Source organism: Reyranella sp. (genome assembly GCF_965279625.1).
Lineage (GTDB): Bacteria > Pseudomonadota > Alphaproteobacteria > Reyranellales > Reyranellaceae > Reyranella.
In genome coordinates this window covers 2,520,744-2,533,809 of record NZ_OZ257251.1, presented here as the reverse complement: position 1 = coordinate 2,533,809, position 13,066 = coordinate 2,520,744, and the positions used below count along the sequence as shown (strand labels likewise).

At 67.6% G+C, this 13,066-nt stretch carries 15 protein-coding genes; 5 read left to right on the top strand and 10 right to left on the bottom strand.

What is annotated here, in order from left to right:
- Window positions 1-3 precede the first annotated feature (3 nt).
- Together rplT and rpmI are read right to left on the bottom strand one after the other, a co-directional pair.
- Window positions 4-360 (bottom strand): 50S ribosomal protein L20, encoded by a 357-nt coding sequence (gene rplT, locus ACQY78_RS12400; RefSeq protein ID WP_428685987.1) that lies wholly within the window; start codon window positions 358-360, stop codon window positions 4-6.
- Between the two features lie 3 nt (window positions 361-363).
- Entirely contained in the window at window positions 364-567 is a 204-nt protein-coding gene (gene rpmI / locus ACQY78_RS12395; protein ID WP_304856837.1) for a 50S ribosomal protein L35, read from the bottom strand.
- Window positions 568-771: 204 nt separating this feature from the next.
- Here rpmI and ACQY78_RS12390 point away from each other — a divergent pair, with 204 nt between their 5' ends.
- Complete coding sequence (locus ACQY78_RS12390) at window positions 772-1,530, top strand: SDR family NAD(P)-dependent oxidoreductase (RefSeq protein WP_428685986.1); 759 nt, start codon at window positions 772-774, stop codon at window positions 1,528-1,530.
- Here ACQY78_RS12390 and ACQY78_RS12385 read toward each other — a convergent pair.
- Entirely contained in the window at window positions 1,527-2,543 is a 1,017-nt protein-coding gene (locus ACQY78_RS12385) for a hypothetical protein (RefSeq protein ID WP_428685985.1), read from the bottom strand. The genes ACQY78_RS12390 and ACQY78_RS12385 overlap by 4 nt on opposite strands.
- A 50-nt stretch (window positions 2,544-2,593) precedes the next feature.
- Here ACQY78_RS12385 and ACQY78_RS12380 point away from each other — a divergent pair, with 50 nt between their 5' ends.
- Window positions 2,594-3,466 (top strand): hypothetical protein, encoded by an 873-nt coding sequence (locus ACQY78_RS12380; RefSeq protein WP_428685984.1) that lies wholly within the window; start codon window positions 2,594-2,596, stop codon window positions 3,464-3,466.
- Window positions 3,467-3,497: 31 nt separating this feature from the next.
- On the opposite strand, the gene infC is transcribed toward ACQY78_RS12380, so the two are convergent.
- The 3 genes from infC to ACQY78_RS12365 all read right to left on the bottom strand — a co-directional run bounded on the left by infC (window position 3,498) and on the right by ACQY78_RS12365 (window position 7,369).
- On the bottom strand, window positions 3,498-4,034 hold the full coding sequence (gene infC, locus ACQY78_RS12375; protein WP_425069936.1) for a translation initiation factor IF-3: 537 nt from the start codon (window positions 4,032-4,034) through the stop codon (window positions 3,498-3,500).
- A 58-nt stretch (window positions 4,035-4,092) separates the two neighbouring features.
- Window positions 4,093-6,036 (bottom strand): threonine--tRNA ligase, encoded by a 1,944-nt coding sequence (thrS, locus tag ACQY78_RS12370; RefSeq protein ID WP_422033976.1) that lies wholly within the window; start codon window positions 6,034-6,036, stop codon window positions 4,093-4,095.
- Between the two features lie 196 nt (window positions 6,037-6,232).
- A complete protein-coding gene (locus ACQY78_RS12365) occupies window positions 6,233-7,369 on the bottom strand; it encodes a glycosyltransferase (protein WP_428685983.1) in 1,137 nt (378 codons plus the stop codon).
- A 59-nt stretch (window positions 7,370-7,428) separates the two neighbouring features.
- Here ACQY78_RS12365 and ACQY78_RS12360 point away from each other — a divergent pair, with 59 nt between their 5' ends.
- A complete protein-coding gene (locus ACQY78_RS12360; protein WP_428685982.1) occupies window positions 7,429-8,175 on the top strand; it encodes an alpha/beta fold hydrolase in 747 nt (248 codons plus the stop codon).
- Window positions 8,176-8,271: 96 nt separating this feature from the next.
- Here the strand turns inward: ACQY78_RS12360 and ACQY78_RS12355 are convergent, their stop codons facing one another.
- On the bottom strand, window positions 8,272-9,135 hold the full coding sequence (locus ACQY78_RS12355; RefSeq protein ID WP_428685981.1) for an SDR family oxidoreductase: 864 nt from the start codon (window positions 9,133-9,135) through the stop codon (window positions 8,272-8,274).
- 36 nt (window positions 9,136-9,171) lie between these two features.
- Here ACQY78_RS12355 and ACQY78_RS12350 point away from each other — a divergent pair, with 36 nt between their 5' ends.
- Window positions 9,172-10,026, top strand: coding sequence for a tetratricopeptide repeat protein (locus ACQY78_RS12350; RefSeq protein WP_428685980.1), 855 nt, complete (start codon window positions 9,172-9,174; stop codon window positions 10,024-10,026).
- Window positions 10,027-10,054: 28 nt separating this feature from the next.
- Window positions 10,055-10,708, top strand: a complete 654-nt coding sequence (locus ACQY78_RS12345) for a hypothetical protein (protein ID WP_428685979.1) — start codon at window positions 10,055-10,057, stop codon at window positions 10,706-10,708.
- A 10-nt stretch (window positions 10,709-10,718) separates the two neighbouring features.
- Here the strand turns inward: ACQY78_RS12345 and rnhA are convergent, their stop codons facing one another.
- The 3 genes from rnhA to ispH are packed head-to-tail and all read right to left on the bottom strand — an operon-like array spanning window position 10,719 to window position 13,064.
- Window positions 10,719-11,165 (bottom strand): ribonuclease HI, encoded by a 447-nt coding sequence (rnhA, locus tag ACQY78_RS12340; RefSeq protein WP_428685978.1) that lies wholly within the window; start codon window positions 11,163-11,165, stop codon window positions 10,719-10,721.
- On the bottom strand, window positions 11,162-12,112 hold the full coding sequence (locus ACQY78_RS12335) for a homoserine kinase (protein WP_428685977.1): 951 nt from the start codon (window positions 12,110-12,112) through the stop codon (window positions 11,162-11,164). Before ACQY78_RS12335 ends, rnhA begins: the two co-directional genes overlap by 4 nt.
- 1 nt (window position 12,113) lies before the next feature.
- Window positions 12,114-13,064, bottom strand: a complete 951-nt coding sequence (gene ispH / locus ACQY78_RS12330; protein WP_428685976.1) for a 4-hydroxy-3-methylbut-2-enyl diphosphate reductase — start codon at window positions 13,062-13,064, stop codon at window positions 12,114-12,116.
- Window positions 13,065-13,066: the final 2 nt, after the last annotated feature.

Sequence of the window (13,066 nt, the reverse complement as noted above, 5' to 3'; positions counted from 1 at the left end):
AGACTACTTGAGGGCGGCCTGGGCCTGATCGACCAAAGCCTTGAACGCTGCCGGCTCACGGGTCGCGAGATCGGCCATGACCTTGCGGTCCATCTCGATCCCGGCCTTGATGATGCCGTTCATGAACTGCGAATAGGTCATGCCATGCTCACGGGTCGCAGCGTTGATGCGCTGGATCCAGAGGCCACGGAACGCGCGCTTCTTGTTGCGGCGGTCGCGATAGGCATACTGAAGGCCCTTTTCGACCTTCTCGATGGCGACGCGGAACGCCGCATTGGAGCGGCCGCGATAGCCCTTGGCGAGCTTCAGGACCTTCTTGTGACGAGCGTGTGCAGCCACGCCCCGCTTTACGCGTGCCATGGTCTACCTCTCGTACGGGAAGAAGTTGCGCTTCAGGATGCGGGTGTCGGGATCGGACACGATGGCCATGCCGGTCGCCTGACGGAGGAAGCGGTTACCGCGCTTGCTCATGCCGTGGCGCTTGCCCACGACCCCATGCTTCGCTTTGCCCGAGGCCGTGAAGCGAAAACGCTTCTTGGCCGCGCTCTTGGTCTTCATCTTGGGCATTTTTGTTCCTTTTCAAAGGGTTAGCGCTTGCGCGCCGGTCCCGACCCCCTGCGTGAACAGACGGCCGGAAAGTCCTTACAAAGCAGCCGAGGCAATGCCCTTATTGGCCAAGCCACTCGAAGGAACGCGGCTTATACAGAGGCGGCCCAATACGTGCAAGCACGCCGGGACCGGGCCAAATGGCCTTCTGACGGGGATTTTCGCATGAAACTGGCAGGCAAGGTGGCTTTGGTGACGGGTGCCCAGCAGGGCATCGGGGCGGCGATCGCGCGCGCACTGGCGGGCGAGGGGGCCAACGTGGCGGTGAGCTGGCTCGACGACCGGCCGGGCGCCGAGGCGGTGGCGCGCGACATCGCCCAGGTCGGCCGGCAGGCCTACCTGCTCAAGACCGACGTCTCCAAGGTGGCCGAGATCGAGGCAATGGTCGCCGAAACGATCAAGGTCCTGGGGCCGCCCGACATCCTGGTGAACAATGCCGGCGTCTATCCGCGCGTGCCCCTGCTCGAGATGCAGGAGAGCGACTGGGACTATCTCATGGACATCAACCTGAAGGCCGGCTGTTTCGCCACCATCGCGGTCGCCAAGGCCCAGATCGCCGCCGGGCGGAAGGGCGGTTCGATCATCAACCTCTCCTCGCAGGCGATCCGGGGCGCCGTGCGCGGCGTCCACTACAGCGCCAGCAAGGGCGGCGTGGTCTCGATGACGCGGGCGATGGCCCTCGAACTTGCCCCGTATGGCATCCGCGTCAACGCGATCGCCCCCGGCACCACCGACACCGCCCAGCCGCGCTACGGCAATACGGACGCCGAACTTGTCGAGATGGCACGCGCCAATATCCCGCTGGGCGGCAAACTGCTGACCCCCGAGCAGATCGCGCGCACCGCCATTTTTCTCGCCTCCGACGAGTCCGACGCCACGACCGGCCAGGTGCTGCACGTCAACGGCGGCGCGTACATGCCCTAGCAGGGCGGCTGCTTCTTCCCGGTTTCGATGAAAGCCGCGAAGCAGGCGCCGAACTTGCGCGAGAAGATCGAGTCGGCGGCGCCATGGCCCTTGAAGCCTTCGGGCGCGTCGACGATCTCGGCCTCGACGCCGTTTCGGCCGAGGATCGATCGCGCGTCGTCCATGCGGCCGCCGACATCGTAGGCATCGCCGGCGAAATTCACCACGATCAGGCGCGGGCCTCGCCGGATGCCTTCCAGCACGTGCTGCCATTCCGAGCGCGCCCGCGTCGGGTCGCGCATCTTCTCCACCGGACCGTGATGGGCTGCGGCGATCGAGATTACGCCGTCGGCCGCGGCACCGCGCTGCAGCGCCGCCAGCGACACCCAGGCGCCCGCCGACTGGCCGGCGAGGATGATGCGCCGGTAACCCAGGGCACGGGCCTTGGCGACGGCATCGGCCAGCGCGCTGGCATCGCTCGCCCAGTCGGTGATCCACTCGCGATCGAAGCGGTAGAGATCGTACCCGAGGTGGGTGAAATGACCGACCCAGGCCTGTGGCGCGCTTTCGGTAGAGTTCTTGCCGGCCATGTAGCCGTGGCTCCAGACGATCAGTCCGTTGGCGAGCTGGGGCCCCCGCATCGACCAGTAGGGTTGCGGCCGCAGACGCCCGATATCGACCGCACCCGCCGAGCGCGCCGGGACGAGTTCGCGCCAGTCGTGTCCGGTGACCGTATAGTTGTTGACGATGTGGAGCTTGCAGTCCTGCTGGGTGCGCTCCCGGCAGCGCTTCAGGGCGGAGGTAATGGCGGGAGCAGGGTCGGGGCCGCTGACGCCGGCCCACCAGCTCGCCCGCCCGTCCGGTGATACGACGAAGGCGCGGTGCGGTCCGAAATTCTGGAAGTCGGCGAGGAGCCGGGCGGCGTCGCTGGCCGAGGGTGCCTGCCCCGGAGGCTGGGAGGCCGTCTGCGCGTTTGCAGGAGCGGCGGCCGCGATCATGGCCGCAACGATGAGGGAGCTGATGCGTTGTCTCACGGGCGAAAGCTAGCATTCTCCGCCCCGACCTCCCTAGGGATCCCGGCACGATGAAAACCACAGCGTTCATTCTCCTGGGGCTGTTGGCTGCGCTGCCGGCGCAGGCCCAGTTGCCGGCGCCCCCCGTCTCCGCCCTTCGACTGGATGCGCCGCCGGCGCCGCCCGCGAATGCGCAGGCTGCCGCGACGCCGCTGACCGCTCTCTCCAGTTCAGAGAAGGTGCGGGACAATCCGGGGGTGCAGTACCTGCTGATGAAGACGGTGGTCGCGCAATCGATCGGTGTGCTGAAGACGCGCGCGTTGCCGGTCGAGGCCGGTGGCTACAACCTGCTGAAATACTGCTGGGCCCCGGCCAATGTGCTGGGCGAGTGGGGCGAGAGTTCGGGGCTCACCGGCGAGATGGTCGTGCGCGCGCTCGAGACCCTGTCGTGGTCCCGCGATCTCGTGCGAGCCGGCTACCCGGAAGGACCGGTTGCCGAGGCCATCGGCCGCTATGAGGCGGCGCTGATTGCCGCCAGCTTCGCGGACGCGACGCGCACGCGCGCTTTCGATGTCTTGCGGGGCGAACTCCAAAGCCTGCAGATGCGCACACCGGGAACGTCGGATATCGTGGCGGGCTCTCGCTGCAACCGCCAGCCATCGTCATTCGGGCTGAACGTCGCCACCGCGCCGGAGGGCGGTCGCGCCCGCTTCATTCCGTACGTGTTGCATCAGTTCTGCCTCGCGCAGCAGATCGACCCCGCCGACGCGGTGCGGTGCGACTACTGGAAGTCGGCGAAGGCAGAGGGACCGATGTCGTTCGCCGGCGAGACCGTCTATAGCGTGAGCTGGCCGGACGAGATCGCGACCATGGGGCGGTTCAACCCCGATGAGCAGCGCGCCACCGGCACGGTGACACTGCGCCAGCGGCCCCCGAAGAAATAAGGGGCCGCCTGCCGGCGCTACCTGCCTGGCGTCACTTGGGCGCCAGGACCATGATCATCTGCCGGCCTTCCATGCGCGGCATCGACTCGATCTTGGTATGTTCGTCCATCTCGCCGCGTACGCGGTTCAGCACCTGCATGCCGAGATCGGCGTGAACCATCTCGCGTCCGCGGAAGCGCAGGGTGACCTTCACCTTGTCGCCTTCCTCGATGAAACGCTTCATGGCGCGCATCTTCACTTCGTAATCGTGATCATCGATGTTCGGGCGCATCTTGATCTCTTTGACCTCGATGACCTTCTGATGCTTGCGCGCCTCGTGGGCCTTCTTCTGGGCCTCGTACTTGTACTTGCCGTAGTCGGAAATCTTGGCGACGGGCGGTACGGCGTTCGGCGAAATCTCGATCAGGTCGAGACTGGCCTCTTCGGCCATCTCGATGGCCTCGCGCGTGCTCAGCACGCCGACCATCTCGCCGTTCTCGTCAATGAGACGGACTTGCGCGGCTCGGATTTCGGCATTGACGCGCGGACCCTCGCGGGTGGGCGCAGTCTGTTGGGCAGGTCTTGCTATGGCTTCCTTCTCCTCTGTTGAAGCCCCGACTTAGGGGCGGGTCCGGGGACCGGCCGTCCTAGAAGGGCGGCCGGGCCTCGGTTGAAAGTGTAGTGACGGCGGCCCCGAGTTCAAGGACCTCCTGCTTTTCCGAGCCCAGGCGGCGGATCGCCACCGTCCGGGCTTCCATGTCGCGCCGGCCGACCGCGAGGATCAGCGGGACGTGGGCCAGCGAATGTTCGCGGACCTTGTAGTTGATCTTCTCGTTGCGCAGGTCGGTGTCGACCCGCATGCCGGCGGCCCTCAGCGCTGCCGCGACCTCCTCGGCATAGCCATCGGCGTCGTTAACGATCGTGACCACCACCGCTTGTGTCGGCGCCAGCCAGAGCGGGAACCGCCCGGCATAGTTCTCGATCAGGATTCCGATGATGCGCTCGAAGCTGCCGAAGATGGCGCGGTGCAGCATGACCGGCCGTTTGCGCGATCCGTCCTCGGCCACATAGGCCGCGTCCAGCCGCTCGGGCAGCACGAAATCGACCTGCAGCGTGCCGCACTGCCAGTCGCGGCCGATCGCGTCGCGCAGCACGAATTCCAGCTTGGGACCGTAGAAGGCGCCCTCGCCGGGATTGAGGACGAGGTCGAGCCCGGCCGCCTTGGACGCTGCCTTGAGGGCGCCCTCGGCCTGATCCCACACCGCGTCCGATCCGGCGCGCACCGGCGGACGATCCGAGAACTTCACGAAATAGTCCGGGAAGCCCAGGTCCTTGTAGATCGAGCCCAGCAGCTCGCAGAAGCGGATCGTCTCGCTCTCGATCTGCTCTTCGCTGCAGAAGATGTGGGCATCGTCCTGCGTGAAGTTGCGTACGCGCATGATGCCGTGCAGCGCGCCCGACGGCTCGAAGCGGTGGCACGAGCCGAACTCGGCCATGCGCAGCGGCAGCTCGCGATAGCTGCGAAGTCCCTGGTTGAAGATCTGCACGTGGCAGGGGCAGTTCATCGGCTTCAGCGCGAAGATGCGCTTGTCGTCGTCGGCCAAGAACTCGCGCAGGCCTTCCTCGTTCTCGCTGAGATACATGTTCTCGCGGAACTTCTCCCAGTGGCCCGAGGCTTCCCACAGCTTGCGATCGACCAGTTGCGGCGTCTTCACTTCCTGGTAGCCGCCGGCATCCAGCTTGCGCCGTATGTAGCTCTCAAGCGTGCGCCAGAACGTCCAGCCCTTGGGATGCCAGAACACCATGCCCGCGGCTTCTTCCTGCTGGTGGAAGAGGCCCATCTCGCGGCCGAGACGGCGATGGTCGCGCTTCTCGGCCTCCTCGATGCGGTGCAGGTAGGCCTTCAGGTCCTTGTCGGAGAAGAAGACCGTGCCGTAGACGCGCTGGAGCTGGGCGTTGTTCTTGTCGCCGCGCCAGTAGGCGCCCGACACCTTCGTGAGCTTGAAGGCCTTGCCGAGCTTGCCCGTCGAGGGCAGATGCGGCCCGAGGCACATGTCGAGCCAGTCGCCCTGCTTGTAGACCGAGATCTCCTCGTCCTTCGGCAGCTCGTCGGCCCACTCGGCTTTGAACTTCTCGCCGTGCTGGACGAAGTAGTCCTTGATCTGCGCGCGGTCCCACACCGAGCGCTCGATCGGCAGGTCGCGGTCGACGATCTCGCCCATGCGCTGTTCGATCTTCGCGAAGTCGTCGGGCGAGAAGGGCTGGTCGCGGACGAAATCGTAATAGAAGCCGTCCTCCGTCGAGGGGCCGAACGTGATCTGCGTGCCGGGAAAGAGCTCCTGGACCGCCTGCGCCAGCACGTGCGCCGCATCGTGGCGCAGCAGTTCCAGCGCATCCGGGTCGCGCGACGTCACGATGCCGATCCGGGCGTCGCGGTCGACGACATGGGCGAGGTCGACCATCTTGCCGTCGACGCGGAGCGCGAGGGCCGCCTTGGCGAGGCCCGGACCGATCGAGGCAGCGATCTCGGCGCCGCTGACGGGCTTGTCGAAGGACCGGACCGAACCGTCCGGCAGAGAAATATTGATCATTGAAGTCACCAGCTAACGAAATTCCGAACGCGATCCATTCGCCGACTCAACAGGGTCGGCAGCGGCAGGCCGGGAAGCCGCACGAGTGCGCGCGCCCGGCCGATTCAAGTTCGGACGGTGGTGATAACGGCAGGAGCGGTGAAAAACCGACGTTCCATGTGCCCGGAGATAGTTGCCGGGCCCCCGCGAGTCAAGGTCAGCGGATGGCCAGACGATGATAGAGGGCCAGACGCTGCTGGTTGGACTGCGCCACGCTGTACGTGCTGCGCGCATGCTCCTGCGCGGTTCGCGCGAGTTCAGCCCGTCGCTCGACCGAAAGCGACAGGGCAGCCTGCAAGGCCTCGGCCAGCGCTGCGGGATCGCCGGAGGGGGCCAGCCAGCCTGTGACACCGTCGGGTCGAAGCGTCTCGGCCGCGCCGCCGCCATCCTCGGCGACCACGGGCCGTCCCATCGCCTGCGCCTCGACCAGGGCGCGGCTGAAGCCCTGCCGCGCGCCGCCGGTCGAGACCACGACGTCGGCCAGCATGTAGGCGGCCGGCATGTCGTCGACATAGGGGCCGATCTGGACGCGACCGTTGAGCTGCGCGGCTTCGATGGTGCGTTCGAGTTCCTTCTCGAACGGAGTCGTCGCGCCCGTCGAGCCCAGCAGGAGGCAGAACACGTCGTCGCGCCCCAGTCGCCGGATCGCCTCGACCAGGATCTTCTGGCCGTTGTCCTCGCCGAAGCGGCCGGGGCAGAGAACGAGGTGGCTGCCGTCGGGCACGCGCAGCTCGCCGGCCAGGCGGATCAGGCGGTCGGCGCGCACGATCGCCGGATCGAAGCGGTCGAAGTTGATGCCCGGGGGGATGATCTCCAGACGGTCCTGCAGCGCCGGAAAGCGCTCCAGGGCATCGCGCGCGACATGCTGGGAAACGGCGATCACCGCATCGGCGCGCGACTGGCGTCCCTCGACGAAACGGCCCGCGAGATCGGACGCGAGGAACGGCCGGTGCAGCGTCGCGATCCACTTTACGCCGAGCCGCCGCGCCAGCGCCCGCGCGACCCAGCCTGAAGCGGGCGAGCGCGCCTGGATCACGTCGACCTTCGCGTCGCGCAGGCTCGAGACGAGCTTGCCCGGCAGGGTCAACCGTCCCCACACCGCGTGAGAGGGGACGGGAATGTCGATGTGGCTCGCGCGCAGTCTCAGCAGATCGGGAACGAGGCTGCCGCCGGGCGACGCCACGATCGCCGAGCCGCCGGCCGCGATGACGGCCTGCGCGGCCTCGAGCGTGGCGCGCGCCACGCCGCCGCCGGCCAGGGTCGGAACAATCTGAAGCAGGGTGGGCGCGGACACGGGCGTGGCTTTTGGCTACACGATTGAAGGGCGGCAGCAGGTAACACGGGAGGAGCAACGTGGGTAGGGTCGAGCGACTGCAGCGCGACGACGGCAACACTATCGCTTATGCAACGACGGACGGAAGCGGGCCGACCGTCGTCTTCCTGGGCGGCTTTCGTTCCGACATGACCGGGACCAAGGCGGTAGCGCTCGAAGCCTGGGCCGAAAAGACCGGCCGCGCGTTCCTGCGGTTCGACTATCTCGGCCATGGCCAGTCGTCGGGTCGCTTCGAGGACGGCACGATCGGCCGCTGGCTCGACGATTCGCTCGCCGCCATCGACCGTTTGACCACGGGCAGGCTGGTGCTGGTCGGATCGAGCATGGGCGGCTGGCTTTCGTTGCTGGCGGCGCGTGCGCGCCCGGAGCGGCTGGTCGGTCTCGTGCTGATCGCGGCCGCGCCCGACTTCACCGAGCGCATGTTGCTCAACGGCCTCTCTCCCGAGGATCGCGCCACCCTGGAGCGCGACGGCCGGCTCGAGCGCCCGTCGCAATATTCGCCCGAGCCGTCGGTCTTCACCTGGAAGCTGATCGAGGAGGGACGTCATCACCTGCTGCTCGACAAGCCGCTGGCGCTGCCCTGTCCGGTGCGACTGCTGCACGGCCAGAGCGACCCCGACGTGCCGTGGGAATATTCGCTGCAGATCGCCAAACATCTCGAGGCGCCCGAGGTCGTCACCACCTTCATCAAGGGCGGCGACCATCGTCTCAGCACCCCCGCCGACATCGCCCGCCTGATCGCGACCGTCGAGGAGCTGGTGGGGTAGTCTCATCGGAGCGCGCCACTCCAGTGGCGCTCAAGCATTGGCGGTCGAGCCCTGTATGAGCGCCACTGGAGTGGCGCGCTCCGTTGCTACACCACGCTAGAGCTCCGTCGCTGCGATCGCCTTCAGGCCCTCGCGATAGGTCGGATAGCGCAGCGTGACGCCCAGCTCGCGCTTGAGCTTGTCGTTCTTCACGCGACGGCTCTCCGAATAGAAGGAGCGGGCCATCGCCGACATCACGGGTGCCGCTTCTTCCCACGGAATGGCGGGCGGCACCGGTCGTCCCAGCAGCTCGCAGGCATAGGCGATGACGTCGGCGTTCGAGGCCGGCAGGTCGTCGGCCACGTTCCAGATCTCGGTTCCGGTGGCGCGCTCCGTGGCCTTCAGCGCGCTGGCGGCGAGATCCTCGACATGGATGCGGGAGAAGACCTGGCCGGGCTTGTCGATGCGCCGGGCCGTGCCGTCTCTCACGCGGTCGAGGGTGCTGCGCCCGGGGCCGTAGATGCCGGGCAGCCGCAGGATGTGGAGGGATGCGCCGGTCGCGGACGCGACCTCGCGCCAGCCCTGTTCGGCGGCGAGCCGCTGTTGGCTGCGCGGCTGGCTTGGAAGGGGGTCTGTCGTCTCGTCGACCCAGCCGCCCTCGTGATCGCCGTAGACGCCGGTGGTCGAGAGGTATCCCAGCCAGCGCGCCCGCCCGAGCAGCGCGCGGCAGGTTCGCAGTGCCGGATCGCCCTCGACGCCCGGCGCGATCGTGCAGACGACATGGGTCGCCTCGCCGAAGGCCTCCGTCGGCAGCGCCGCCGTGCCGTCGAACCGGTGGGCCTCGATGCCCTCTTCGCGCAGCCTGCGTGCCTTGTCTTCGGTCGTGCAGGTGCCGGCCACCGACCAGCCTTCCGCGCTTGCAAGCTTGGCAATTTCAAGGCCGCTGAAGCCCAGGCCGAAAATGAAAAGTCGTCTTGTCATCTTGTCAGGAACGCCGTGGCACGGTTCTTTTCAACCATGTTGTTTCGCCGCAAGCCACTGTGGCTGCTGCTCGGCATCCTCGCCGCGTCGCCGTCTCTCGCCCAGCCCATTCCCGTCATCCCGGGGCCGCCCAAGTCCTTGCCCGGTCCGCCGGCGCTGGAAGTGCGCCCCGATCACGTCCAACGCTACAACGACTGCATGCGGCTCGCCCGCATGGAGCCGCTGCGCGCGTTGCCGGCGGCCGAGAAATGGATCGCCGAAGGCGGCGGCATGGGAGCCCGCCACTGCGTCGCCCTGGCCATGTTCCAGTCGGGCAAGTATGCCCAGTCCGCCGCACAGTTCGAGGCCATTGCCCGCGACATGGGCCAGGACCGGCCGGGCCTGCGGGCCGAACTGTACGTTCAGGCGGGGCAGGCCTGGATGGAGGCCGGCGCCGCCGACAAGGCCGCCGCGGCCCAGAGCCGGGCGCTCGAACTCAAGACCGACGATCCCGACCTCTGGGTCGATCGCGGCCTGTCCTACGCCGCGATGCAGTCCTGGCCGCGCGCCATCTCCGACTTCGACCGGGCCATCCGCCTGCGCCAGGACGATGTCGAGGTGCTGGTGCTGCGCGCCGCGGCCTGGCGCAATGCCGGCGACCCCGGCCGCGCCCTGGTCGATCTCAACCGGGCCCTGTCGATCGCGCCGGACCATTCCGAGGCGCTGCTCGAGCGCGGCTTCGCCAATCTGGCGCGCGGGTCGCGCGATGCCGCCAACGCCGACTTCAACCGCGTGCTGCAGCGGGCGCCGGCCGGCTCGGCCGCCGCGCGCCGGGCCACCGCCGGTCTCGCCAATGCAGGTGCGTCGTCACCTGCTGCTCCCACGGCCCCGCCAGCCGGCGGGAAGCGATAGCCTCGTGCACGCCCCTCAGGTAAAACTCATGCAAATGAACAAAGCCCTCTCGTCGATCGCCCTCCTCGGTGCCCTGGTGCTTGCCGCGCCGGCCTTCGCCCAGCCGGCCGCCGCCCCGCAGCCGCCTTCCTCCTACTATCCCGCGCCGCCGCCGGAGCGTGCGCCGGTCGTCGAGCGGGGCGCGTCTCCCTCCAATCTTTCGTCGCCCTTGCCGGCGGCGCCGGCCAAGGTCGAACGGACCGTCGTGGATTCCGACGCCGAGGCGCAGCTGTTCGCGGAGGCGCGCAAGATCACCTGGGGACGCTATGCCAAGATCAAGGGTGCGAAGCCCGGCGAAGTGACGGTGACCCGCCAGGGCAATCTGTGGACCGTGAAGGGCCGCCTCGACAGCGTCGCGCCCGGCACCGAGGGCGACTGGGTTTCCATCGATGGCGTCGTCGAGCGCATCGCGGCGGGCGTGGTTCAGGTTCGCGGCGAAGTCGCCTTCCGTGTCGCCAAGGTCGAGAAGGGCACGCCCTGCAAGGTGGGAGGGCTGCTCACCTTCCGCCGCTCGGGCAAGTCGCAGGTCTGGCGCCTGGCCGAAGGCGACAATCCCTGCGACGGCACGCGCGAGGGCTTCGACCTCGTGATGGACAAGCAGGGCGAAAAGAAGCCCGTTCCGGCGCAGCCGAAGCGGAGCTGATCTCAGCGCTCTACGATCTGAGCGCCGAGATCGCGGCGCGGGCGAGTGCGTCGGCGCGTTCGTTCTCGGGATGGCCGCTATGGCCCTTCACCCAGTGCCACTCGACCTGATGGGCGGCACGAGCCGCGTCGAGGCGCTGCCATAGCTCGACGTTCTTCACCGGCTTCTTGTCGGACGTCCGCCAGCCGTTCTTCTTCCAGCCGTGGATCCACTTGGTGACGCCGTCCTTCACATAGGTGCTGTCGGTGAAGAGGCGGACGTGGCACGGCCGCTTCAGCGCCTCGAGCCCCTGGATCGCCGCCATCAGCTCCATGCGGTTGTTGGTCGTGGCGCGGTCGCCGCCGGACAGTTCGCGTTCCTTCTCGCCCATGCGCAGGATGGTGCCCCAGCCGCCCGGGCCGGGGTTTCCGCTGCAGGCGCCGTCGGTGAAGATTTCGACCTTCGCGGCTTCGTTCACAATCCGTAATCCGAAAGAGAGGTGACGCCGCGATGGAAGCGCAGCTTGGCGAGGTATTCCTGCGGGTCCTTGCGCTTCACCAGCGCATTGGGCGGCGTGTGCACCCAGTCGTAGAGACGGGTCAGCAGGAAGCGCAAGGCCGCGCCGCGCGCCAGTAACGGCAGCGCCTGCTTCTCGTCACCGCTCAGTTTGCGCACGCGCTCATAGCCGTGCAGCAGGTTGCGCGCCTTGGTGGCGTTGAACGAATTGTCGATCTCGAAGCACCAGGCGTTGAGGCAGATCGCGACGTCGTAGGCCAGCAGGTCGTTGCAGGCGAAATAGAAGTCGATCAGGCCCGAGAGCCTGTCCTGCAGGAAGAAGACGTTGTCGTTGAACAGGTCGGCGTGGATCACGCCGGCCGGCAGGTCGCGCGGCCAGTTCGCCTCGAAGAACTCGATCTCGGCGCCCAGCTCGCGGTCGAGCGGCGCATCGATCTCGCGGCGGCAGCCTTCCCAGAGGGGGCGCCAGCCCGCCACCGACAGCGCGTTGGGTCGCCGGAGCGCGAAGTCCTGGCCGGCGAGATGCAGGCCGGCCAGCGCCTCGCCGACCGGTGCGCAATGGGCGACCGTCGTGCGCCTCGGCCACATGCCATGCAGGAAGCTGGTGATCGCCGCCGGCTTGCCGGCCAGCGACCGCAGGGCATTGCCGTCGCGGCCATGGATCGGCTGCGGGCAGGTGATGCCGCGTGCCGCCAGATGATCCATCAGGCCGAGGAAGAAGGGGAGATCCCGGGGATCGACGCGCTTCTCGTAGAGCGTGACGATGTACTGGCCCTTCGTCGTGGTGAGCAGGTAATTCGAATTCTCGACACCCTCGGCGATTCCCTTGAACGACTCGGCCCGGCCGATGTCGTATTCGGCGAGAAAGGCTTCGAGCTCGGTGTCGCCGACTTCCGTGTAGACCGCCACGTCAGGCCACCAGCGCGCGCGGCAGCTTGAACACGACGCTTTCCTCGGTCGTGCGCACTTCCTCGACGGTGACGTCGTAGCGGGCGCGGCAGGCCTCGATCAGCTCGTCGACCAGAAGCTCGGGTGCCGAGGCGCCGGCCGTGATGCCGAGGCGGCCTGCATCGCCCAGCCACGTCCAGTCCATGTCGGCGGCGCGCTGGACCAGGCGCGACTTCGCGCAGCCGTAGTTGGCCGCGACTTCGACCAGCCGCATCGAGTTCGACGAGTTGGGCGCGCCGATCACCACCAGGGCGTCGCAGCGGCCGGCGATCGCCTTGACCGCCGCCTGACGGTTGGTGGTCGCGTAGCAGATGTCTTCCATCTTCGGTCCCTGGATCGCCGGAAAGCGCCGGCGCAGCACCGCGACGATCCCGGTCGTGTCGTCGACCGACAGGGTCGTCTGCGTGGCATAGGCCAGGTTCTCCGGGTCGGGCACCTCGACCGTTTCCGCCTGCGCGGCATCTTCGACCAGGATCACCGCGCCGTCGGGAAGCTGGCCCATCGTGCCGATCACCTCGGGATGACCGGCATGGCCGATCAGCACGACCGTGCGTCCCGACTCGCTGTGGCGCTCGGCTTCGCGATGGACCTTGGAGACCAGGGGACACGTCGCATCGACATAGAGAAGGTTGCGCCGCCCGGCCTCGGCCGGGACGGATTTCGGCACGCCGTGCGCGGAAAAGACGACCGGTCGATCGTCCGGCACCTCGTCGAGCTCGTCGACGAAGATCGCGCCCTGGGCCTCGAGGTTTTCGACCACGAAGCGATTGTGCACGATCTCGTGGCGGACATAGACCGGCCGGCCGTAGCGCTTCAGGGCACGCTCGACGATCTGGATGGCACGGTCGACACCCGCGCAGAAGCCGCGCGGACTGGCGAGCAGGATCGTGAGCGGCTTCTTCTGGGTGACCATGA